The organism is Achromobacter sp. 2789STDY5608621 (genome assembly GCF_001299375.1).
Lineage (GTDB): Bacteria > Pseudomonadota > Gammaproteobacteria > Burkholderiales > Burkholderiaceae_B > Achromobacter > Achromobacter insuavis.
On sequence record NZ_CYTU01000001.1, the window covers coordinates 439,111 to 459,077 of the forward strand.

The 19,967-nt window shown below is 71.4% G+C and carries 18 protein-coding genes; 10 read left to right on the forward strand and 8 right to left on the reverse strand.

Annotated elements, in window-relative coordinates; genetic code table 11:
• Positions 1 to 61: 61 nt before the first annotated feature.
• From AOZ53_RS02075 to AOZ53_RS02085, 3 genes are read right to left on the reverse strand one after another with little or no spacing between them, the layout of a single operon-like run.
• On the reverse strand, positions 62 to 1,564 hold the full coding sequence (locus tag AOZ53_RS02075; RefSeq protein ID WP_054486690.1) for a fumarate hydratase: 1,503 nt from the start codon (positions 1,562 to 1,564) through the stop codon (positions 62 to 64).
• 12 nt (positions 1,565 to 1,576) lie between these two features.
• Entirely contained in the window at positions 1,577 to 2,557 is a 981-nt protein-coding gene (locus tag AOZ53_RS02080) for a Bug family tripartite tricarboxylate transporter substrate binding protein (protein ID WP_054431881.1), read from the reverse strand.
• A 50-nt stretch (positions 2,558 to 2,607) separates the two neighbouring features.
• Positions 2,608 to 3,963, reverse strand: coding sequence for a class-II fumarase/aspartase family protein (locus AOZ53_RS02085; protein ID WP_054474160.1), 1,356 nt, complete (start codon positions 3,961 to 3,963; stop codon positions 2,608 to 2,610).
• A gap of 94 nt (positions 3,964 to 4,057) precedes the next feature.
• Between AOZ53_RS02085 and AOZ53_RS02090 the strand changes: the two genes are divergently transcribed.
• The gene (locus AOZ53_RS02090; RefSeq protein WP_231690223.1) at positions 4,058 to 4,810 is read left to right on the forward strand and encodes a GntR family transcriptional regulator; all 753 of its coding nucleotides are present in this window, start codon (positions 4,058 to 4,060) and stop codon (positions 4,808 to 4,810) included.
• A 26-nt stretch (positions 4,811 to 4,836) separates the two neighbouring features.
• On the opposite strand, the gene AOZ53_RS02095 is transcribed toward AOZ53_RS02090, so the two are convergent.
• The 3 genes from AOZ53_RS02095 to AOZ53_RS02105 form a co-directional block, all read right to left on the reverse strand.
• Positions 4,837 to 5,973 carry an AAA family ATPase gene (locus tag AOZ53_RS02095; protein WP_054486691.1) on the reverse strand — a complete coding sequence of 379 codons (1,137 nt, stop codon included), beginning with the start codon at positions 5,971 to 5,973 and terminating at the stop codon, positions 4,837 to 4,839.
• Positions 5,970 to 6,839 carry an RNA ligase family protein gene (locus tag AOZ53_RS02100; protein WP_054486692.1) on the reverse strand — a complete coding sequence of 290 codons (870 nt, stop codon included), beginning with the start codon at positions 6,837 to 6,839 and terminating at the stop codon, positions 5,970 to 5,972. The genes AOZ53_RS02095 and AOZ53_RS02100 overlap by 4 nt, the downstream gene beginning before the upstream one ends.
• Positions 6,840 to 7,156: 317 nt before the next feature.
• Positions 7,157 to 8,200, reverse strand: coding sequence for an alpha/beta hydrolase (locus AOZ53_RS02105; protein WP_054486693.1), 1,044 nt, complete (start codon positions 8,198 to 8,200; stop codon positions 7,157 to 7,159).
• Positions 8,201 to 8,369: 169 nt separating this feature from the next.
• Here AOZ53_RS02105 and AOZ53_RS02110 point away from each other — a divergent pair, with 169 nt between their 5' ends.
• Positions 8,370 to 9,557, forward strand: coding sequence for a serine hydrolase domain-containing protein (locus tag AOZ53_RS02110; protein ID WP_231690540.1), 1,188 nt, complete (start codon positions 8,370 to 8,372; stop codon positions 9,555 to 9,557).
• Between the two features lie 68 nt (positions 9,558 to 9,625).
• On the opposite strand, the gene AOZ53_RS02115 is transcribed toward AOZ53_RS02110, so the two are convergent.
• On the reverse strand, positions 9,626 to 11,071 hold the full coding sequence (locus tag AOZ53_RS02115) for an HD domain-containing phosphohydrolase (protein WP_054486695.1): 1,446 nt from the start codon (positions 11,069 to 11,071) through the stop codon (positions 9,626 to 9,628).
• 158 nt (positions 11,072 to 11,229) lie between these two features.
• On the opposite strand from AOZ53_RS02115, the gene AOZ53_RS02120 reads away from it, so the two are divergent.
• A complete protein-coding gene (locus tag AOZ53_RS02120; protein WP_054431874.1) occupies positions 11,230 to 12,003 on the forward strand; it encodes an alpha/beta fold hydrolase in 774 nt (257 codons plus the stop codon).
• A gap of 76 nt (positions 12,004 to 12,079) precedes the next feature.
• On the opposite strand, the gene AOZ53_RS02125 is transcribed toward AOZ53_RS02120, so the two are convergent.
• Positions 12,080 to 12,778: a Crp/Fnr family transcriptional regulator gene (locus AOZ53_RS02125; RefSeq protein WP_054431873.1), complete on the reverse strand. Its 699-nt coding sequence runs from the start codon at positions 12,776 to 12,778 to the stop codon at positions 12,080 to 12,082.
• Between the two features lie 99 nt (positions 12,779 to 12,877).
• On the opposite strand from AOZ53_RS02125, the gene AOZ53_RS02130 reads away from it, so the two are divergent.
• The 7 genes from AOZ53_RS02130 to AOZ53_RS02160 are packed head-to-tail and all read left to right on the forward strand — an operon-like array spanning position 12,878 to position 19,799.
• Positions 12,878 to 13,948 (forward strand): ABC transporter substrate-binding protein, encoded by a 1,071-nt coding sequence (locus AOZ53_RS02130; protein WP_082385472.1) that lies wholly within the window; start codon positions 12,878 to 12,880, stop codon positions 13,946 to 13,948.
• Positions 13,932 to 15,008 carry a FecCD family ABC transporter permease gene (locus AOZ53_RS02135; RefSeq protein WP_231689782.1) on the forward strand — a complete coding sequence of 359 codons (1,077 nt, stop codon included), beginning with the start codon at positions 13,932 to 13,934 and terminating at the stop codon, positions 15,006 to 15,008. Before AOZ53_RS02130 ends, AOZ53_RS02135 begins: the two co-directional genes overlap by 17 nt.
• A complete protein-coding gene (locus tag AOZ53_RS02140) occupies positions 15,001 to 15,738 on the forward strand; it encodes an ABC transporter ATP-binding protein (RefSeq protein ID WP_054486696.1) in 738 nt (245 codons plus the stop codon). Before AOZ53_RS02135 ends, AOZ53_RS02140 begins: the two co-directional genes overlap by 8 nt.
• A gap of 6 nt (positions 15,739 to 15,744) precedes the next feature.
• A complete protein-coding gene (locus AOZ53_RS02145) occupies positions 15,745 to 16,347 on the forward strand; it encodes a hypothetical protein (RefSeq protein ID WP_054486697.1) in 603 nt (200 codons plus the stop codon).
• Positions 16,344 to 16,982 (forward strand): hypothetical protein, encoded by a 639-nt coding sequence (locus AOZ53_RS02150; RefSeq protein WP_054486698.1) that lies wholly within the window; start codon positions 16,344 to 16,346, stop codon positions 16,980 to 16,982. Before AOZ53_RS02145 ends, AOZ53_RS02150 begins: the two co-directional genes overlap by 4 nt.
• A 44-nt stretch (positions 16,983 to 17,026) precedes the next feature.
• Positions 17,027 to 19,189 carry a TonB-dependent receptor gene (locus AOZ53_RS02155; protein ID WP_054486699.1) on the forward strand — a complete coding sequence of 721 codons (2,163 nt, stop codon included), beginning with the start codon at positions 17,027 to 17,029 and terminating at the stop codon, positions 19,187 to 19,189.
• A 58-nt stretch (positions 19,190 to 19,247) separates the two neighbouring features.
• Entirely contained in the window at positions 19,248 to 19,799 is a 552-nt protein-coding gene (locus AOZ53_RS02160; RefSeq protein WP_054431868.1) for a hypothetical protein, read from the forward strand.
• Positions 19,800 to 19,967: the final 168 nt, after the last annotated feature.

A 19,967-nucleotide genomic window follows, 5' to 3' on the forward strand; every position in this document is an offset into this window, starting at 1 on the left:
AAGATCGCGCCGCCGGCTGCACGGCGTGGCTGCTTCATGCAGCCGCCTCATGTGGCCAGCCTCAAGCGGCCTGGATCGGGATCACCGCATGCACCGAGCGGCCGCGTGCATCGATCGCCACCGTCACCGGCATGTCGCGCACCTCGAATTCGTAGATCGCCTCCATGCCCAGGTCCGCGAAGGCGACCACGCGCGCCGCGCGCACCGCCTGCGACACCAGGTAGGCGGCGCCGCCCACCGCGCTCAGGTAGGCGCCGCCGTGGGTCTGGATCGCCTGCACCGCCAGCGGCCCGCGCTCGGCCTTGCCGATGGTCACCAGCAGGCCGCTGTCGGCCAGCAGGCGCGGCATGAACTTGTCCATGCGGGCCGCGGTGGTGGGGCCGGCCGGGCCGACCGCTTCGCCGGCCACCGGATCGACCGGGCCGACGTAGTACAGCGCGCGCCCTTGCAGCGGCACCGGCAGCGGTTCGCCCCGCGCCAGCAATTCGTCCATGCGCTTGTGCGCGGCGTCGCGGCCAGTCAGCAGCCTGCCGGACAGCAGCAGCGTTTCGCCCACCTTCCACGATGCCACCTCGGCGCGTGTCAGGGCGTCCAGGTCGACGCGCCGGCCGGCGCTGGCGGGCAGGGCGTCCGGAATGCCGTCCCACGTCGCGGGGTCCGGTTGCGGCCATTGCGCCGGCCCGCTGTCGGGCATGGTGAACGTCACGAAGCGGGTGGCGGCGCAGTTGGGCAGCAGCGCCACCGGCAGCAGCGCCGCGTGCGAGGCGGCGGTCGCGACCTTGACGTCGAGCACCGTGGTGTCGCCGCCCAGGCCCTGGGCGCCGATGCGCAGCGCGTTGACACGCTGGTGGACCTCGATCCGCAAGCGCTCGGCCGGATCGCCAGCGCCGCGCGCCAGCAGCTCGGGCATGTCGATCGGCGTGAAGAGGGCGCGCTTGGCCAGCGCCATGGCCTGTTCCGGCGAGCCGCCCACGCCCAGCCCCAGCACGCCCGGCGGACACCAGCCGGCGCCCATGCCCGGCAGCTGCGCCACCACCCAGTCGGCCACCGAGTCGCTGGGATTGAGCATGGCGTAGCGCGCCTTGACGTCGCCGCCGCCGCCCTTGGCGACCACGGTCAGCTCCAGCCCGTCGCCTTCCACCAGTTCCACGTGCAGCACGGCGGGCGTGTTGTCGCGGGTGTTGCGGCGCAGCCCCAGCGGGTCGCGCACCATCGAGGCGCGCAGCGGATTGGCGGCACAGCCATAGGCGCGCGCCACGGCCCGGTCGGCCAGGGCCTGCAGGGTGGGCGTGGGGCCGGGGCCATCGGCGCGGATGCGCGCGTCCATGCCGAGCCGGGCATAGACATGCGCCACGCCGGTGTCCTGGCAGACCGGACGCCGCGCCCGCGCGCTCATCTTGCTGTTGACCAGCAATTGCAGCAGCGCGTGGCGCGCGGCCGGCGCGGTTTCGCGGTCGTGGGCGGCCTTCAGCGCCCGCACGAAATCGGGCGGATGCGTGTGGCTGACCGCCTGCAGGGCCTGGGCGATGCTGGTCTCGATATCGGAAGCGAGCAGGACGCGCATGACGTGGCGGGCCTATTGCAGCGTGATGCCGGCCTGCTTGATGACGCCGGCCCAGCGCTTGCCTTCGTCGGCGGTGAACTGCTGGAAGGCGGCGGGCGCGTACTGGCCCTCGGGCAGCAACTGGATGCCCTGTTCCACCATCTTGCCGGTGAAGTCATTGTCGGCCAGCGCCTTCTGCCAGGCGCGGTACATCGTCTGCACCACCGCGTCCGGCGTGCCCCTGGGCGCGTACAGGCCGTACCAGGTGGACACCTGGAAGCCCGGCAGCGCCTGCGCGCCCATCGGCGCCACATCGGGGAACTGCGGCATGGCGGTGGCCGAGGTCAGCCCCAGCGCGCGCACCTTGCCGCCGCGGGTCTGCGGCAGCGCGGTGTTGGTCTGGTCGAACATGGCGTCGACCTGATTGCCCATCAGGTCGTTCAGCGCCGGCCCGGCGCCCTTGTAGGCGATGGGCGTGATCTCCATGCCGGCCTGGCTGGCGAACATGGCGGCCACCAGGTGCGAGGTCGAGCCGACCCCGGCGTTACTGAAGTTGAGCTTGCCCGGATGCTGCTTGCCGAAGGCGATCAGTTCGGACACCGACTTGTACGGCGAGCTTTCGCCCACCAGCAGCACCAGCGGCGTGTCGGGGAAGCGGAACACCGCCTGGAAGTCCTTGGTGGGGTCGTACGGCAGCCGCTGGTACAGCGACGGCGCGGCGGCCATGTAGCCGATGTGGCCCACCAGGAAGGTGTAGCCGTCGGGCGTCGACTTGGCCGCCTTGGCCGCGCCGATGGTGCCGCCCGCGCCGCCCACGTTCTCGATCAGGATGGTCTGCTTGAGTTCCTGCGCGACGCGGTTGGCGATGTTGCGCGCCATCGCGTCGGTGGGGCCGCCGGCCGCGAACGGCACGATCCAGGTGATGGCGCGGTTGGGGTAGGTGTCCTGCGCGTGCGCGCCCGGGGTCAGGGCGAACGCCGCCGTGGCGGTGATCGCCGCCAGCCAGTTCTTCATGGTTTGTCTCCGTGGGTGTTTTTTTATCGCGGGAAAGCCAGCGCCGCGGTTCAGGCGGCGCCGGGGTTGAGATGCGCGCGCATGCGGTCCACCATCCGGGGCGCGGCCCCGAGGTAATGGGCCGGATCGCACAGCCGTTCGATCTGGTCCGCGCCGAGCCGCTGCGCGACCCGCGCGTCCTCGCGCAGCACGTCGGCCAGCCGGCGGCGCGACGTGGCCGCCGCGCGGCAGGCGTCGTAGACCACGTCATGCGCGGTCTGGCGGCCGATGTGCGGCGCCAGCCCCATCATCACGGCCTCGGCCACGATCAGGCCGCCGGACAGATCCAGGTTGCGCGCCATGCGCGCGGTGTCCACTTCCAGTCCGCCGAGCATGAAGCGGGCCTGGCGCAGCGAGCCGGCCGTCAGCACGAAGGCCTCGGGCACGGCCGACCATTCGATGTGCCAGGGGCCGGTGGCGCGCTCGAAGTCCTGCAGCATGGCGTCCAGCGCCAGCCCGGCGTGCTGGCGCACGGTCTTGGACGCCGCCCACATCAGCTCGCACGAGATCGGATTGCGCTTCTGCGGCATGGTGCTGGAGGCGCCACGGCCCTTCACGAACGGCTCGAACGCCTCGCCCAGCTCGTTGGTCATCATCAGCATGATGTCGACCGCGATCTTGCCCAGCGAACCGCACACCAGCGCCAGGAACTGCACCGTTTCGGCCAGGCCGTCGCGCGCCACGTGCCAGGTCACCGGCGCGGCGCCCAATCCCAGTTCGTCCATCAGGGCGCCATGCACCGCCAGGCCCTGTTCGCCGAGCGAGGCCAGCGTGCCGGCCGCGCCGCCGAATTGCCCGATCAGCACCCGCGGCCGCAGTTGCGCCAGGCGTTCGCGATGGCGCCGCAGCATCAGCAGCCAGACGGCCGCCTTGTAGCCGAACGTGATCGGCAGGGCGTGCTGCAGGTGGGTGCGGCCCGCCATGGGGGTGTCACGGTATTCGCGCGCCAGGTTGTCGAGGATGGCGTCCAGCGCCGCCAGGTCGGCGTCCACCAGTTCCAGCGCCTCGCGCACCTGCAGCACGGTGGCGGTGTCCATGATGTCCTGCGTGGTCGCGCCCCAGTGCAGGTATTCGCCCTCCGGGCCGCATTGGCGCGACAGCTGGTGCACCAGCGGCAGGATCGGATAGCCGACGATCTCGGTTTCCTCGCGCAGCAGCGCCATGTCGAGGGCGGCGGCGTCGGCGCGGGCCTCGATGGCGCGGGCGGCCTCGGCCGGGATCACGCCCAGCCGGCCCTGCACCCGCGCCAGCGCGACTTCGGTTTCCACATAGCGCCGCACGGTGGCGGCGTCGTCGAACACGGCCCGCATCGCGGCGGTGCCGAACATGTCTTTGAACAGGGTGGATTCGAGGACCGAGACTGGCATAAATGTACGCTCTTAAAAAGTTGTACGTACATTTAAGCAGGGCCGTCGGCGGGCGTCAATGCCGGGGAATACCCGCGCCCGGGCAGCAGATAGAATGGAGCCTGTCGCAAACACCCCCGGTTCCATGTCCATCTCGCTGTACACCCGCATCTCCGAAGAACTGGCACGACGGATCGCCGGCGGCGTGTATGCCGTGGGGGCCGTGCTGCCGTCCGAGAATGCCCTGGCCGAAGAGTTCGACGCCAGCCGCCACACCCTGCGGGCGGCATTGCGCCAGTTGCAGGACCTGGGGTTGATCGCGCGCCGGCGCGGCAGCGGCACCGTGGTCACGGCGGCCCGGCCCAAGGCCGGTTTCAGCCAGTCGCTGCGGTCGCTGGAAGACCTGGTGCAACTGGCCGCGCGCACGCCGCGCACCATCCTGCAGGTGCAGGAAATCGTGGCCGACCTGGAGCTGGCCGCGCGCCTGGGCGTCGGGCCCGGCACGCGCTGGCTGCGCTTCGCCTCCACCCGCGGCACGCCGGGGCAGCCGCCGGTGGTGTGGACCGAGCTGTACGTGGATGCCCACTACAAGGGCGTGCGCAAGCTGGCGCGCCAGCATCCCGACCGGCTGGTGTCGGAATTGATCGAGGAACACTACGGCCGCCGCATCGCCTCGGTCGAGCAGACCATCTCGGCCTGCGCCATGCCGGCCGCGGTGGCGGGTGAATTGCAGGTGACGCCCGAGTCGCCCGGCCTGTTGATCCTGCGCCACTACAAGGACCAGGCCGGACAGATCGTGGAAGCGTCGTGCTCGTACCATCCGGCCGGGCGCTACGAGTTTTCGACGACGCTGATCCGCGAGCACTGAGCCGGTTGATCCCGGCGCCGCCGCGCCTACACCGCGTACACCACCCGATGCGCTTCGGTCGGCAACGGCAGATCCCAGCGGTGCAGCATGCCCAGCAGGGTCTTGTTCGGCAGCGACGTGTCGCGCCGGGCGTTGCGCCGCAGCAGCTCGGCGCGCGGCTGCTCCAGGTACACCAGCTCGACCTCGGCGTGGTAGGCGTACAGCAGATCCAGCGTTTTCTTGCGCATCAGCGGGCTGAGGTTGGTGGCGTTCCACACGAACGGCCGGCGCTCGCGCAGCAGCGCCTTGGCCTGGTCGATCGCCAGGTGCGCCACCTTGCCCTCGTTCTTGCCGTGCGCCAGGCCGAGCGCTTCGCGCGCATCGTCGAACGACACCACCGGCAGGTCGGGGTGATGCGCCGCCACCCAGCTGTTCTTGCCGCTGGCCGGCAGGCCCGCCATCACGATGACGCGCGAGCCGGGCTCCTGGAACAGGGCGTAGTCCGGATGGACGTCGGCGCCACGGAAATAGCTGACGGCGGTGTGCGCATCGGCGAAGCGCCGCGGCTGGCCGTAGCAGTCTTCCTCGCGGGCGGCCTCGCGGAACAGCGCGATGTTGTCCAGCACCTGTTGCTGGTCGCGGCAGATGCGGCCGCGCATGTCGGCCTCGGCCAGCATCGCCAGCAGCGGAATGCTCAGTTGCCACGACAGCTCGCGCACGATGAATTCCACCGATTTGCCGCGGCGCGAGCCGGACAAGGCGAAGAACGGCACCTGGTGCACGGCGATCAGGCGGCAGACCGCCTCGCGCACGGCGAAGGGCACGCCCGCGTCCCACAGCGCGATGCGCGCGTCGATGGCGCCCCGGGCGGAATGGCCCGGTTGCGAAATCGCGCCGCTGACGGGGTCGATCACCGTGGTGGCGTGCTTGGCGATGTCGTGCAGCAGCGCCGCCAGGAACACGATCTCCTGGTCGGCGCGCGACGCGGCCTGGTAGTCGGGCAGCGCCAGCAGCGCCTCGACCACCATGCGGGTATGGGTCCAGACGTCGCCTTCGCCGTGGTAGCGCGGGTCCTGCGGCGTGGTCTTGGCCAGCGCCAGCGCTGGAAACGCCGCCAGGCAGGCCGCAAAGTCCGGCGCCTGGCCGGCGGCGGGCGCCAGGGCCCGCAGATGTTCGTAATTCATGATGCCTCCTTGTCGCCGCGCAGCGTGTCCCAATCCACCCGCGGACGCGGGGCGTACAGGTCGACGCCGGGCGCGAGCTGGTTGGGGACGTAGGGCTGCTCGGAATGGTGCTTGTCGGCCGCCAGGATGGCCTGGACGAAGTCGGCGCGCACCCACTTGTAGCGGCCCAGCGTTCTGCCGTCGGCCTCCACCTTGAGATACAGGCCTTCCGACAGATCCGACTTGTCGCATTGCTTCCAGGCCAGCGCCAGGTCCAGGCCCTCGCGCCGCACGGTGGCCTCGAACGCGTCGCGCCATCGCGCCGTCTTGGCCAGCGAGGGCCGCAGCAGGGCCTTCAGGTCGGCCAGGCGCGCGGGCGCCAGGCCTTCGTACAGCACCGGCACCGACAGCACCGGGCCGCCGGCCAGCAGCGCGCGCCGCGCCGCCGTGGACAGGAAGGCGCCGGTGCGGCGGTCGAGCACGTCGAACTCGAAGAAGTGGTGCGGCAGCGCGTCGTAGAACACCGAGTGCTTCTTCGACAGCGTTTCGCCGTACATCACGTAGCGGTCTTCGAGCCGTTGCAGCAGCCAGCCGGCGTGGGCCTGGGCCCAGGCCTTGATGAAATTGAATTGGCGTTCGCGCCCGCCGCCCACCAGGTAGTGGCCGCGCGATTGCAGCAGCAGGTGGCCCGCGGGGCTGAAACTGATGCCGGTGTTGGCGCCATCCAGTTTCTCTTCCACCACCAGGTGCAGGCCGCGCAGGTCGCGGTAGGGCACGTGGTCGTGGCCGTGGTCGCCCTCCTGCAGCCGCGAGCCTTCCAGGTGCGGGGTACGGGGGTAGCGGAACAGTTCAAGGGATTGCGCACAGGCGCGGAAATCCGGCGTCATGGGTCTTCTCCAGGGAAAGTGGGGAAGCCGACGACACGGTCTTGCGCAGGGAGGGAAGCGGGGGGATGTGTTGCGCTTTCCGGAACCGCGCCTGCCACGCGTTGCGCTCAAGACCGGGAAGGTCGAGCCACGGGAATGGGCAGGCAGACCGCGATTACCGGAAGGTAGTCGTCGGCGTTAGGCGAATTGACGAATGGCAGACACGTTGGCACCCGGAAGAAAAGGGGTTGTCGAAAAGCAAGGGCGCATCCTAAGGCAGCGATGATGACGCTGTCAACGCCGTGTCCGCCGGGTGTTGCCCGGCGGACACGCGGCCGTCACAGCCGCGTCACCTGCAGCACCGCGTCGGCGAAGGCCTCGGGCGCTTCCTGCGGCAGATTGTGGCCGATGCCGCCGGTGACGTCGACGTGGCGGTACTTGCCGCTGAACTGGCCGGCGTAGGCGGCGGGCGCGGGGTGCGGCGCGCCGTTGGCGTCGCTTTCCAGCGTGATGGTCGGCACCGCGATCTTCGGCGCCACGGCCAGGCGCCGCTCCAGCTCGTCGTAGCGCGCTTCGCCCTGGGCCAGGCCCAGGCGCCAGCGGTAGTTGTGGATGACGATGGCGACGTGGTCGGGATTGGCGAACGCGCGGGCGCTGCGCGCATAGGTGGCGTCGTCGAAGCGCCATTGCGGCGAGGCCAGCTGCCAGATCAGCTTGTTGAAGGCGTCGACGTTGGCGGCGTAGCCGGCCGCGCCGCGTTCTGTGGCGAAGTAGAACTGGTACCACCACTGGAACTCGGCCTGCGGCGGCAGCGGCTTGCGGTTGCCTTCCTGGCTGCCGATCAGGTAGCCGCTGACCGACACCAGCGCCTGGCAGCGTTCGGGCCAGAGCGCGGCCATGATGTTGGCGGTGCGCGCGCCCCAGTCGAAGCCGGCGATCACGGCCTTGCCGATCTTCAGGGCGTCCATCAGCGCGATGATGTCGACCGCCACCACCGCCTGTTCGCCATTGCGCGCGGTGTCGGCCGACAGGAAGCGGGTCGAGCCGTAGCCGCGCAGGTACGGCACGATGACGCGGTAGCCGGCGGCGGTCAGGCGCGGCACGACGTCGATGAAGCTGTGGATGTCGTAGGGCCAGCCGTGCAGCAGGATCGCGACCGGGCCGTTGGCCGGGCCGGCGTCGACGTAGCCGATATCCAGGTCGCCGGCGCGGATCTGGCGCAGGCCGCTGAAGGTGGCGGCGCCGCCGGCGCGAGGGGCGGTGGGCGCGGCGCCCTGGGCGCGTGCGCTGGCGCCCAGGCCCAGGTTCAAGAGGCTGGCGCCGGCCAGGGCCGAGGTGGTGCCGAGCAGGCGGCGGCGTTGGGTATCGATGGGGTCCGGCATGGCGGGTCTCCGAGAAAGGGAAGTGACAGGTTGTGGAGCCGTTGTAGCCAGGCGCGCGGACCCGGGGGTGTCGCAATGTACGGCGCGGGCGGGCGGATACATTGAGACTTGAATCTCGACCGCGCGATGCCTGTTGTGCAATCGGCGCGGACTTGGCATGATCCGCGCCATGGCTACGGACCCGACCTCCCGCATCACGCGCCCGCGCGCCCGCCGCCCGGGCCGCGCCGCCTGGCGGCTGGCCTTGGGGCTGGCCGCGCTGGCGGCCGCCGCCTATGCGGCCACCGCCGTGATGGAGATCCCGCCGCCGCACACGCTGTGGCAGCTGGAAGTGTCGGCGCCGTCGCGCCGCGGCGACCTGTTGCCGGCGCGGGTCGTGCCGGCCTCGGCCACGCCGTCCGTGCTGGCGGCCAGCGCCTGGCCGCCGCCCGCCACGGTGCCGTGGAAGGGCGCCGAAATCCCGTTCGAGCAGTTCCTGCAACGCACCGCCACCAACGCGCTGGTGGTGCTGCGCGACGGCCAGCTGGAATACGAGTGGTATCGGCCGGGCGTGCGCGCCACCGACACGCAGTCGTCATGGTCGATGGCCAAGTCGGTGGTGTCGCTGCTGGTGGGCCAGGCGATCGCGCGCGGCGAGCTGCGCGAGGACGACCGCCTGACCGCGCTGCTGCCCGAACTGGCGGGCGCGGGCGACTACGACCGCGTCACGCTCGGGCATCTGCTGGACATGGCCTCGGGCATCGACGTGTCGGAGAACTACCGGGCCTACTGGCCCTTCGCCGGCGCCGCGCGCATGTACCTGACGCGCGACCTGGCCGGCTTTGCGCGCGACCACCGGCGCATGCATTTCACGCCGGGCAGCGACGGCGACTACCGCAGCATCGACACCCAGTTGCTGGGCATGGCGCTGACGCGGGCGACCGGCAAGCCGTTGGCCGACCTGCTCGCCGAGCGGCTCTGGGGGCCGATGGGCGCGGAGTCCGCCGCCACCTGGAACGTGGACCGGCCCGGCGGCATCGAGAAGGCCTTCTGCTGCCTGAACGCCACGGCGCGCGACTTCGCCCGGGTCGGGCAGCGCGTGCTGGAGGCCGGGCAGGGCGGCGGCCTGGTGCCGGCCGCCTGGGTGGCGCGCATCGCGCGTCCCGCGCCGCATCCGGTCGACGGCTGGGGCTACGCCGCGCAATGGTGGCAGCTGGACCCCGCAGGCGGGCCGGACTTCGCGGCCGTGGGCATCCATGGCCAGTACCTGTACGTCCATCCTGGCCGGCGCGTGGTGATCGTCAAGCTCAGCGACTACGGCGAGAACCAGGACGAGCGGGAAACCTACGCGGTCCTGCGGGCGATCGCCGATCGTTGAGCCGGCGCCGTGCCGGGGGCGGGGGGCCTGGCACGATCACTGCCTGCCCCGCCGGCGCGTGACGCCGGCTACAGCAGACCCGAGGTCAGCGCCTTGAGCGTGGCGGCCGCGCGGGTCGAGCATTCCAGCTTGCGGAACACGCTTTCGACATGGGTGCGCACCGTGCTGGGGCTGATGTTCAGGGCGCGCGCCGCTTCCTTGTTGCTGGCCCCCAGGCTGATCTGCCGCAGCACCTCGAGTTCGCGTTGCGACAGCGGCGAGACGGCGCGGCGCGGGGCGGCGGTCTCGCCGCCCGCCGCGGCGATGGCGGCCTCGGCCACGTCGGCGTCGTAGCGGCCGGCGGCGGCCTCCCGGCGCAGTTGCCGCGCCGCGTCCGCCAGCGCAAGCGCGGGACGCCAGGGGCGGTCCTCGAGCAGCGCCTGCAAGGTCACGCAGGCGGCCAGCACGCGCTGGGGCAAGCCCAGGGCCGCGCCCGCCGCGCCGCGGAAATAGCCGCTGCCGTCCAGCCGTTCGTAGGCATACGAGGCCAGTTCGGCGGCCTCGCTCAGGCCCTTGATCTGGCGCGCCGCGCGCGCGGTCCAGTAGGGCATCAGGCGCACCTGCTCCCATTGGTCCGGCGACAGCTTGCCGGCGGTGTTCCACAGGCGGTTCGGCAGCGCGGCGCGGCCGATGCCGTGGACCAGCGCGGCGGCCTGCAAGCGCGCCTGCGTCGCCGCGTCCAGGTCGAGCCGCGCGGCGGTGGCCACCGCCAGCGCCGCCACCCGGCGCGAATAGCCGGCCAGCCAGGGCAGCTTGAGTTCGGCCACGTCGGCCAGCAGCGTCAGCGCGGCGGGCGCGCCGGGGCGGCCGCCGGCCAGGTTCCAGTCGGCGCCGTCGGGCGGATCGGCGTCGATCCGGTCGAGCCAGGCCGGGCCGTGGCGCACGGCCAGCGCGGCGACGTCGGCGGGATACTTGGCGCCGGCCTGCTGGCGCAGGAAGTCCAGCGCGCTGTCGCGGCCATGGGCGCGACTGAGGATCTCCAGGTCGCTGGCGGCGTTGACGATGAACGCCAGCGGCGAGACGGCGTCGCCGCCCAGCGCCTGCGGCATGCCCTTGCCGTCGTGGCGCTCGAAGGCGTGGCGTAGCCCGGCCACCACCGCGTCGGGCATGCCCAGGCTGACGGCGACGTCGCCGGAGATCTCGCAATGGATCAGCGCCAGCGGCACGATCAGCGACTGCGTGCGTGCATCCAGCGGTGGCAGGGTGTGCGCCATCATGGCCTCGCGCGAGGCGATGTCGTCGCCCAGCAGTTCGGCGAAGCCGCCGGCGTTGGCGGTGCAGCCGGACCAGCGCAGCAGCGCCACCGCGCGGGCGTGGTCCTGGCCAGCCGCGTCCAGGCCTTGCGCCGCGGCCAGCAGTCCCGCCAGGCAGGCGGTGCGGCGCGAATGGTCGGTGGCGCGGCCCATGCTGAGGTCGCCGATGAAGGCCATGGCCAGCACGGCGTCGGTCAGTTCAATGGCGCTATCGGCGATCATGGGGCCAGGCGGGGCGATGAATGGGCGGCAACAGGAGAGGGCGGGAAGGCGGGGACCGGCGCATCGGTCAATCATCCGATACCGCGCGACCGGCGGGAAAACGACACTGGCGTCAACCAAGCGCCACGTCGGCGTTTGATCCCGAAAAAGGAATCTCCATGAAGCGCCATATTATCGCAGCCTCCCTCCTGGTCGCCGGCCTGTTCGCCGCGCCCGTCTCGCAATCGTTCGCCGCCGAGCCGGCCGCCGCGCGGCCGTCCGTCGTCATCGTGCACGGCGCCTTCGCCGACGGCTCGGACTGGGCCAAGGTGGTCGCCCTGCTGCAGGCCAAGGGCGTGCAGGTGCAGGCGGTGCAGAACCCGCTCGAATCGCTGGCCGGCGACGTGGCCGCGGCCAACCGCGCCATCGACAACCAGCCCGGCAAGGTGGTGCTGGTCGGCCATTCGTGGGGCGGCACGGTGATCACCGAGGCCGGCAACCATCCCAAGGTCGCCAGCCTGGTGTACGTGGCCGCGTTCGCGCCCGACGCCGGCCAGTCGGTGGCGACGCTGACCGAAGGCACGCCCAAGGCGCCGGGCTCGGACAGCATCGGCGCCGACAGCCACGGCTGGCTGAGCCTGTCGGCCGCCGGCCTGGCGCGCGATTTCGCGCAGGACGTGCCGGCCGCGCAGGCCAGGGTGATGGCGGCCACGCAGGGTCCCATCAAGGCCAGCGCCTTTGGCGAACCGGTGTCGACCGCCGCGTGGAAAACCAAGCCGTCGTGGTTCGTGGTCAGCAACCATGACCGCATGATCCTGCCGGCGCTGCAGCACCAGATGGCCAAGCGCATCGGCGCCAAGGTCACCGACCTGCAGACCAGCCACGTGCCGCAGCAATCGCAGCCGGAAGCGGTGGCGCGGGTGATCCTGGACGCGGTGGCCAGCGTGAAGTGAGGGCTGTGACCGCCCGGTGACGTGACATCGGGCGGTCACGCATGAACGCCGCGCGTCCGTCGGGACGCGCGGCGTTTCAGCATCCGGACGCCAGTTGTTCGAGCGGCGCGAGCCGCAGCACGTAGAGCGTGCCGCGGCGGCTGGCGATGATGCCTTCGCGGCGCCACTTGGAGAAGATGCGGCTGAGGGTCTCGGCCCGCATGCCGAGCTTGACGGCGATCTGCGAGTGGCTGAGCGGCAGCGCCAGTGGCTGGTCGGCCTGTGGCTTGCCGGCGCGCAGCACGTATTCGGCCAGCCGTTCCTCGGCCGAGCTGGAGGTGAGCCAGTCGATCTGGTCGGTGTGGTGGCGCACCAGGTTGGCGGCGTGCGTCATGACGCGGCAGGCGAAGCGGGCGTCGTCCAGGCACAGCTGCCGGAAGGCGTCGGCCTGCAGCAGGCAGCCGTTGCCGTCGGTGCGGGCGCGCACGCTGTGCAGGTGGCGCGGCGAGGTCTCGAACAGCGTCAGCGCCGACAGCCAGCCGCCCGGCCCGACGTGGCCGAAGACCTTGTCGCCGCCGTCGGCGGTGTAGCGCAGGCCCTGCACCGACCCTTCGCAGACCAGCAGGCACGAGGTCGCGGCCTGGCCTTCCGAGAACAGCGTGTCGCCGGCCTCGAACCGCAGCCAGCGGCTGCGTTCCGCCAGCGTGGCCAGCGCCGCGTCGCCGACGCCGTCGAACCAGGGATGGCGGCGCAGGGCGGCCGTCAGGAGGGACTTTGACGAATTGACAATAGTCATTTGAGGGAGCGGCCCCGCCGCTTAGAATTAAATAAGATTGATTCTTATTTGTAATGGTACCACCGCGCCAGCCGGCGCCGTCCGTTCCCCTCATTTCCCATGGCTATCCGATTCCTGCGCAGTGCCGCGTTCGCGGCGCTGGTCCTGTTGCCGCCCGCCGTCCTGCCGGCCCCCACCGCCTTCACCGACATGCTGGGCAACCCGGTGCCGCTGGCTGCGCCCGCGCGCCGCGTGGTCACGCTGCCGATGCCCGCGGGTTCGCTGCTGATTTCGCTGGACGGCGGCGCGCAGCATCTGGCCGGCATGCACCCCAACGCCCATGAACTGATGAAGGACGGCCTGCTGGCGCGCATGTTCCCGGCCCTCGCCGCCGTCCGGACGGACATCACGCGTTCGGGCTTCGCGCCCAACGTCGAGACGCTGCTGCAGATCCAGCCGGACCTGGTGTGGCAGTGGGGGCACATGGGCGACGACCTGATCGCGCCGCTGCGCAACGCCGGCCTGCCGGTGGCGGCGCTGCTGTATGGCGACGAGGCGCGCAGCCGCGAATGGATCCGGTTGATGGGCCGGTCGCTGGGGCAGGAGGCGCGCGCCGCGGCGCAGCTGGCGTGGCGCGACCAGGTGCGGGCGGACATCGCCAAGGTGACCGACGGCCTGCGGCCCGACCAGCGTCCGGGCGTGCTGTACCTGGCGCGCTACGCGCCGCAGCTGCGCGCCTCGGGCGCGGGCACCAGCTTCGACGATGACATCCGCCTGGCCGGCGGCCGCAATGTGGCGGCGGCGATCGGCAGCGGGCAGACGATCAACATCGAACAGCTCATGGCGTGGGCGCCGGACGTGATCCTGCTGAACAACTTCGAGCCCGGGCTGACGCCGGCCATGCTGTATCAAGACCCCCTGTTCGCCGACATTCCGGCGGTGCGCAACCATCGCGTCTACAAGATCCCGGCCGGCGGCTACCTGTGGGATCCGCCCAGCCAGGAGTCGCCGCTGTACTGGCAGTGGCTGAGCCAGCTGCTGCACCCGGACCGCTTCGACTGGCCGCTGCGCGAGCACATCGCGCAGGCCTACACGCAGCTGTATGGCCACACGCCCGATGCGGCGGATATCGACACCGTGCTGCACGCGCGGCAGAACCTGGGAGCCGCCGGCTATGACCGCCTGCGCTGAATCCGTGCCGCTCGAGGCGGGCGTGGCGCGCCGCCGCCTGGCCTGGCCGTGGCTGTTGATGGCGCTGGCGTTGCCGGCGTCGATGCTGGCGGCGCTGTGCGTGGGCCGCTACCCGCTGCCGCTGGCGCATGTGTCCAGCGTGCTGGCGGGGCTGGCGCTGCCCGACGGCCTGGCCGACTGGCTGCCGGCCGTCAGCGGCGCCGAACAGCGCGTGGTGCTGCAGGTGCGGCTGCCGCGGGTGCTGCTGTCGGTGCTGGCCGGTTCCAGCCTGGCGCTGTGCGGCGCGGCGCTGCAGGGTGCGTTCCGCAATCCGCTGGTGGGGCCGCAGATCCTTGGCATCTCGTCCGGCGCGGCGTTCGGCGGCTGCGCCGCGATCCTGCTGTTCTCGTCGCTGTGGGCGACGCTGGGGCTGGCCTTCGCCGGCGGCCTGCTGGCGGTGGCCATCGTCTATCTGCTGGGACGCACGCAGGGCCGCACCACCATCCTGATGCTGGTGCTGGCGGGCGTGGTCACCAGCGCTTTCTTCTCCGCGCTGATCTCGCTGGCCACGTACTTCGCGGACCCCAACGACAGCCTGCCGGCGATCGTGTTCTGGCTGATGGGCAGCTTCGCCACGGCCTCGTACGTCAAGCTGGCCGCGGCCGCGCTGCCGATCGCGGCGGGCATGGGCCTGCTGTATGCGCTGCGGTTCCGCATCAACGTGCTGTCGCTGGGCGATGAGCAGGCCAGCGCCATGGGCATCGCGGTCGAGCCGCTGCGCTGGCTGCTGCTGGGCTGCGCCACGCTGGTGGTGTCGGCCAGCGTGGCGGTGTCCGGCACGGTGGGCTGGGTCGGGCTGGTGGTGCCGCACATCGCGCGCATGCTGGTCGGCCCGGATCACCGCGCGCTGCTGCCGGCCAGCGCGCTCATCGGCGGCACCTACATGGTGTGGGTCGATACGGTGGCGCGCAGCGCCACCAGCGCCGAGATTCCGCTGGGCGTGATCACCGCGCTGATCGGCGCGCCGCTGTTCGCCTGGCTGCTGCGCCGCACGCAGGGCGGGGGAGCGCACCATGCTTGAGCTCGATCGCCTGGCGGTGCAGGCGGGCGGCCGCCGCCTGCTGTCGGACCTGTCGCTGCGCGTGCGCGGCGGCGAGATCCTGGCGGTGCTGGGACCGAACGGCCGCGGCAAGACCTCGCTGCTCAAGACCCTGCTGGGCCTGCGGGCGCCGGCCGCCGGCGCGGTGCGCCTGCAAGGCCACGCCGCCTACGTGCCGCAGCGCACCGACGCGCTGTTCGCCTACGACGTGCTGGCGATGGTGACAATGGGCCGCGCCCGCCATCTGCGCTGGTATGCGTCGCCGGGCCCGCGCGACCGCGAGATCGCCCGCGACTGCCTGCGGGCGGTGGGGCTGGAGCCGTTGGCCGGGCGGCCGTTCCAGGCCTTGAGCGGCGGCCAGCAGCAACTGGTGTGCATCGCGCGGGCCATGGCCAGCGCCAGTTCCGTCATCGTGCTCGACGAACCGGGCGCGGCGCTGGACCTGCGCAACCAGGACATCATCCTGTCGCTCCTGCGCCGGCTGGCGCGCGAGCAAGGCCTGGCGGTGGTGTTCTCGACCCACCAGCCGCAGCACGCGCAGCACATCGCCGACCAGACCCTGCTGATGCACGACGACGCCTGCGAGGTCGGCCCGACCCCCTTGATGTGCACCGACGAGCGCCTGAGCCGCCTGTACCGCATGCCGGTGCGGGTGGCGTCGCTGGCGGGCGAGGCCGGCGAGGTGCGCGGCGTGATTCCTCTTTTCCGTTGATCCCTGATGACCTCCATCGTCTACCTGAACCACTGGAGCGGCAATGGCCCTGCCGCGCTCACTGGCGGCGAGCGGCCGCGCGCCGTGGCCGAACCGCTGTATGGCTTGGCGCGGCTCGACCTGGCGCGCGTGCGCGCCTTGCTGGTGCCCGCCAACGTCGACCAGCGCTATCTGCTAGGGCAACGCGACCGGCTTGAAGCCTGGCTGCTGGCCGGCGGCGCCATGGTGTTCAACGGCCACGTCGCCTATCCGTTCCTGCGCTGGCTGCGGCCGTTCGCGCCGGGGGCGGTGCGCGGCCTGGAGGGCCTGCGGGTGCATCGCGCCGCCGCGCATCCGGTGTTCGAGGGCGTCGATCCCGAACACCTGACCTTCCGGCGCGGCGTGGCGGGCTTCTACGCGCGGGGCGGCAACCCGCCGCCCGACGGCGCGCGGGTGCTGAACACCCTGGGCCCGGACGCCCTGCCGGTGGACTGGGTGCTCGCGCTGCCCGGCGGCGGCCGCCTGCTGACGCACAGCGGCAACGACCTGTGGATGTACGCGGGCAGCGCCGACAGCGCCGGGCGCATCGTGCCGCAGCTGTTCGATTGGCTGTGGGGAGACGCCGCATGACCGCCGCCATGACCTCGCGCACCCCCGTGATCGCGGCGCTGGACGCCGGCACGTATTACCACCACCGCACCTTCCATACGCCCGAACTGACGCCGTATCTCGACCGCTTCATCTACCTGCCCGAGCTGGACGCCGCCGCGCTGGCGGACTGCGACGCCCTGATCGTGTCGTGCCGGACCCATCCGGACCTGCTCGTGCCGCACCGCGCGCGCTTCGCCCGCTTCCTGGCCTCGGGCAGGACGCTGGTGGCGATGGGCGAGACCGGCTCGCACCGCTGGCTGGACGGCGTGCATTGGACCGATTGCGAAGTGAATTTCTGGTGGTGGAAGACCCCGGGCGCCGATTCGGGCCTGCGCCTGGCGCGGCCGGAACACCCGTTGTTTTCGCACCTGACGCTGGCCGATGCCACCTGGCACCAGCACGGCACCTTCACGCCGCCGCCGGGCGCGGTCTCGCTGATCGACAAGGCCGGCGCGGGCTCGGTGCTGTACGAGGACCGCCACAGCACGGCGGGGCGGCTGATCGTGACCTCGCTGGATCCGATGTACCACCACGGCAGCTATTTCATGCCCGCCGCGTCCCGTTTCCTGCGGGGCTTCCTGCCCTGGCTGAAAGCTTCCACTCCCGCCGCCTGAGGCGGCGCGGTCCGACCCCTTGGTCTTTTCTATCGCGTCCACGTATGTCACGTCCTTCCTCTCTCTCGCCCCTCGTCCGCGCCAGCCTGCTGACCGCCGCGGCCATTGGCGCGCCGGCGGCCGCCGCCGACGCGCCGCAACTTCCCGCCATCCAGGTCAGCGCCGAGCGTCCGGCCGATGACGGACGCCTGCGGCCCCTGGGCGCCACGCCCGCGCCCGCCACCATCGACCACGCGGTGACGCAGCCGGTCACGGTGATCGAGCGCCAGGACATCGAGCGCCTCAACACCGACAGCACCCTCGACCTGCTGGGCCGCGTGCCCAACGCCACCGTCAGCCGCAGCGGCGGCATCGCCGGCACTATCTTCCTGCGCGGGCTGAACACCAACGACATGCGGGTGCCGATGTTCATCGACGGCGACCGCTTCCGCGGCCGCAACACGCTGCAGTTCATGCTGATCAGCCCGACCGAGATCGAACAGGTCGAGGTGGTGCGCGGCCCGGATTCGTCGCGCTTCGGCAGCGACGGGCTGGGCGGCCTGATCAACTTCGTCACCAAGCGCGGCCATGGCAACCTGGAGCAGCCGTTCAGCCTGAACGGCGGCGAAGCCTCGGTCACGTACCGCAGCAACGGCCACGGCGTGCAGAGCAACGTGGCGGTGGAAGGCGCGGGCGATGGCTTCGACCTGCGCGTCTACGCCACCGGCCGCCGCGCCAGCAACTACGACAGCGCCACGGGCGAGGTGCCCAACAGCGACTTCCGCGGCGCGGGCGGCGGCATCGTGCTGGGCTACATGCCCGATGCCCGCCAGCGCATCGAGGCCAGCGCGCGCGTGGCCTACGTCAAGGACGGCGCCGCCGGCACCGTGCCGCCGTATCCCGCCGCCAGCAGCCGGCGCGACCCCAACCGCGTCAAGCAGGCCCGGCTGGCCTATACCGGCGAATTCGACGGCGCCATCAGCGCGCTCAAGGCCAGCGTCTACGTCAACGAGTTCGATACCTGGATGTCGGCGCGTAACCAGACCAACCCGGCGCGCCTGGTCGAGACCCGCAGCCATGTGATCGGCCCGGTGGTCTATGGCGGCAGCGTGGCCGCGACGGTGCCGTGGGCGCAGACCACCACCACCTTCGGCCTGGACTTCATGCACGAGCGCCGGCCCGGCTCGGAAAGCCGAAGCGACATCACTGTCTACCGGCCCAACGGCACCTCGACCACCACCAGCACGCCCTACGCCAAGACCGGCCCCAATCAGTACCAGACCAACGTCGGCGCCTTCCTGACGACGGAGTGGAAGCCCGCGCCCAAGTGGACCGTGACCGCCGGCGGCCGCTTCGACTGGTTCCGTTCCGACGTGGGCCTGGATGCGCTGCCGTCGCCCAACCTGCTGCCGGCCTTCCGCGCCGCGCAGGACAGCAAGCAGACCGCCACCACCGGCAGCCTGGGCCTGTCGTATCGCGCCACCGACGTGGTCGAACTGCTGGGCAGCGTCGGCACCTCGTTCCGCATGCCGTGGACGTCCGAGATGTTCAGCGCCGGCTACACCGGCACCAGCTACACCATTCCCAACCCCGAGCTGAAGCCCGAGCGCGGCACCACCGTCGAGGGCGGCACGCGCCTGCACTTCGATAGCGCCACGGTCGGCCTGACCGCTTTCCGCAGCGACTACCGCGACTTCCTGGAGAACGCCACCACGACCTACCTGGGCCTGCCCGCGACCCAGCGCCGCAACGTCGGCAAGGTGCGCATCCAGGGGGTGGAGACCGATTGGCGCTGGCAGCTGACGCGCACCGTCAACCTGTACGGCAACGCCAGCTATCTGCACGCCACCAACCGCAACACCGACCGGCCGCTGGCCTCCATCGCACCGCTCAGCGGCATCGTGGGCCTGCAGTATGTGGGCGCCAACGAGGCCTACGCGCTGAGCGGCGAGGTGCAGTGGGCCAAGGGCCAGAGCCGCTATGACGCCCGCACCGAATACCCGGCGGCCGGCTACGGCGTGGTCAACCTGTACGCGCAATTGCAGCTGGACCGCCTGGGCCTGCCGCAACTGGGCAATACCCAGGTGGTGCTGGGCGTGAACAACCTGTTCGACCGCGCCTACCGCACGGCCGCGACCTCGTCCAACGTGGCCTACGCCATGACCGACCTGAACCCGCTGCTGGAGCCGGGCCGCAGCTTCAGCCTGACGCTGCGCACGCGCTTCTGATAGCCCCCCGCTGGCCGGCCGCCTGGCGCGGCCGGCTTTTTTTCTTATGGAGACCTTCATGACCATTCCGACCATTCCCGCCGGCAGCGAGCTGCGCGTGCAGGGCGAGCAGGGCCCCCTGCGGATTCCGTTCGACGCCGTCATGGCCTATCACGGCCACGGCGCGCTCGCCATGCTGGCGCTGATCTTCCAGGGGCTGCGCGGCGCGCTGGCCCGGCTGGAAGAGGGCGGGGCGCCGGTGCCGCGCGGCGAACTGAGCGTGGTCAGCGGCCATCCCGGGCCGGGCGTGCGCGATGCCATCGAGTTCGCCACCCGCGCCGTCACCCGCGGCTGTTACCGGATCGACCTGTCGCTGCCCGAGGCGCGCTACAGCCAGGCCGCGGACAAGTCGTACAGCTTCTGGCTGGCGCGCGGCGAGCGGCGGGTGCAGGCGGTGCTGCGCGAAGGCGTGCTGCCGCCTGAGTTCTTCGCCCTGCTGGGCAACCCGGCGCCCGAGGCGCAGCGCGAACATGCGCGGCTGCGGGCGCGGATCGCGGAAACGGTGCTGGGGCAGGCGCCGGAGGCGTTGTTCGTGTTCAACCAGCTCGACCAGGCCGTTACGGCTCCTTGACGCGGATCCGGTCATTTATTTATTCAGGGAACTGAAAGGATTGGGCCCGGTCCATAGCCAACGGATTGGCCGCCGGCCAGTCCGCCCAACAGATCAAGGAACCCCTCATGTTCGGGATCGGAATCGCCCTGGCCATTCTTGGCGCCGTGTGCCTGCACGCGGCGATCG

Coding starts and splice junctions, on each gene's coding strand:
- AOZ53_RS02155 (WP_054486699.1), top strand. CDS start 17,027: ATGTCACGTCCTTCCTCTCTCTCGCCCCTCGTCCGCGCCAGCCTGCTG.
- AOZ53_RS02125 (WP_054431873.1), bottom strand. CDS start 12,778: ATGACTATTGTCAATTCGTCAAAGTCCCTCCTGACGGCCGCCCTGCGC.
- AOZ53_RS02075 (WP_054486690.1), bottom strand. CDS start 1,564: ATGCGCGTCCTGCTCGCTTCCGATATCGAGACCAGCATCGCCCAGGCC.
- AOZ53_RS02135 (WP_231689782.1), top strand. CDS start 13,932: ATGACCGCCTGCGCTGAATCCGTGCCGCTCGAGGCGGGCGTGGCGCGC.
- AOZ53_RS02085 (WP_054474160.1), bottom strand. CDS start 3,963: ATGCCAGTCTCGGTCCTCGAATCCACCCTGTTCAAAGACATGTTCGGC.
- AOZ53_RS02140 (WP_054486696.1), top strand. CDS start 15,001: ATGCTTGAGCTCGATCGCCTGGCGGTGCAGGCGGGCGGCCGCCGCCTG.
- AOZ53_RS02105 (WP_054486693.1), bottom strand. CDS start 8,200: ATGCCGGACCCCATCGATACCCAACGCCGCCGCCTGCTCGGCACCACC.
- AOZ53_RS02095 (WP_054486691.1), bottom strand. CDS start 5,973: ATGAATTACGAACATCTGCGGGCCCTGGCGCCCGCCGCCGGCCAGGCG.
- AOZ53_RS02110 (WP_231690540.1), top strand. CDS start 8,370: ATGGCTACGGACCCGACCTCCCGCATCACGCGCCCGCGCGCCCGCCGC.
- AOZ53_RS02080 (WP_054431881.1), bottom strand. CDS start 2,557: ATGAAGAACTGGCTGGCGGCGATCACCGCCACGGCGGCGTTCGCCCTG.
- AOZ53_RS02090 (WP_231690223.1), top strand. CDS start 4,058: ATGGAGCCTGTCGCAAACACCCCCGGTTCCATGTCCATCTCGCTGTAC.
- AOZ53_RS02100 (WP_054486692.1), bottom strand. CDS start 6,839: ATGACGCCGGATTTCCGCGCCTGTGCGCAATCCCTTGAACTGTTCCGC.
- AOZ53_RS02160 (WP_054431868.1), top strand. CDS start 19,248: ATGACCATTCCGACCATTCCCGCCGGCAGCGAGCTGCGCGTGCAGGGC.
- AOZ53_RS02115 (WP_054486695.1), bottom strand. CDS start 11,071: ATGATCGCCGATAGCGCCATTGAACTGACCGACGCCGTGCTGGCCATG.
- AOZ53_RS02130 (WP_082385472.1), top strand. CDS start 12,878: ATGGCTATCCGATTCCTGCGCAGTGCCGCGTTCGCGGCGCTGGTCCTG.
- AOZ53_RS02150 (WP_054486698.1), top strand. CDS start 16,344: ATGACCGCCGCCATGACCTCGCGCACCCCCGTGATCGCGGCGCTGGAC.
- AOZ53_RS02145 (WP_054486697.1), top strand. CDS start 15,745: ATGACCTCCATCGTCTACCTGAACCACTGGAGCGGCAATGGCCCTGCC.
- AOZ53_RS02120 (WP_054431874.1), top strand. CDS start 11,230: ATGAAGCGCCATATTATCGCAGCCTCCCTCCTGGTCGCCGGCCTGTTC.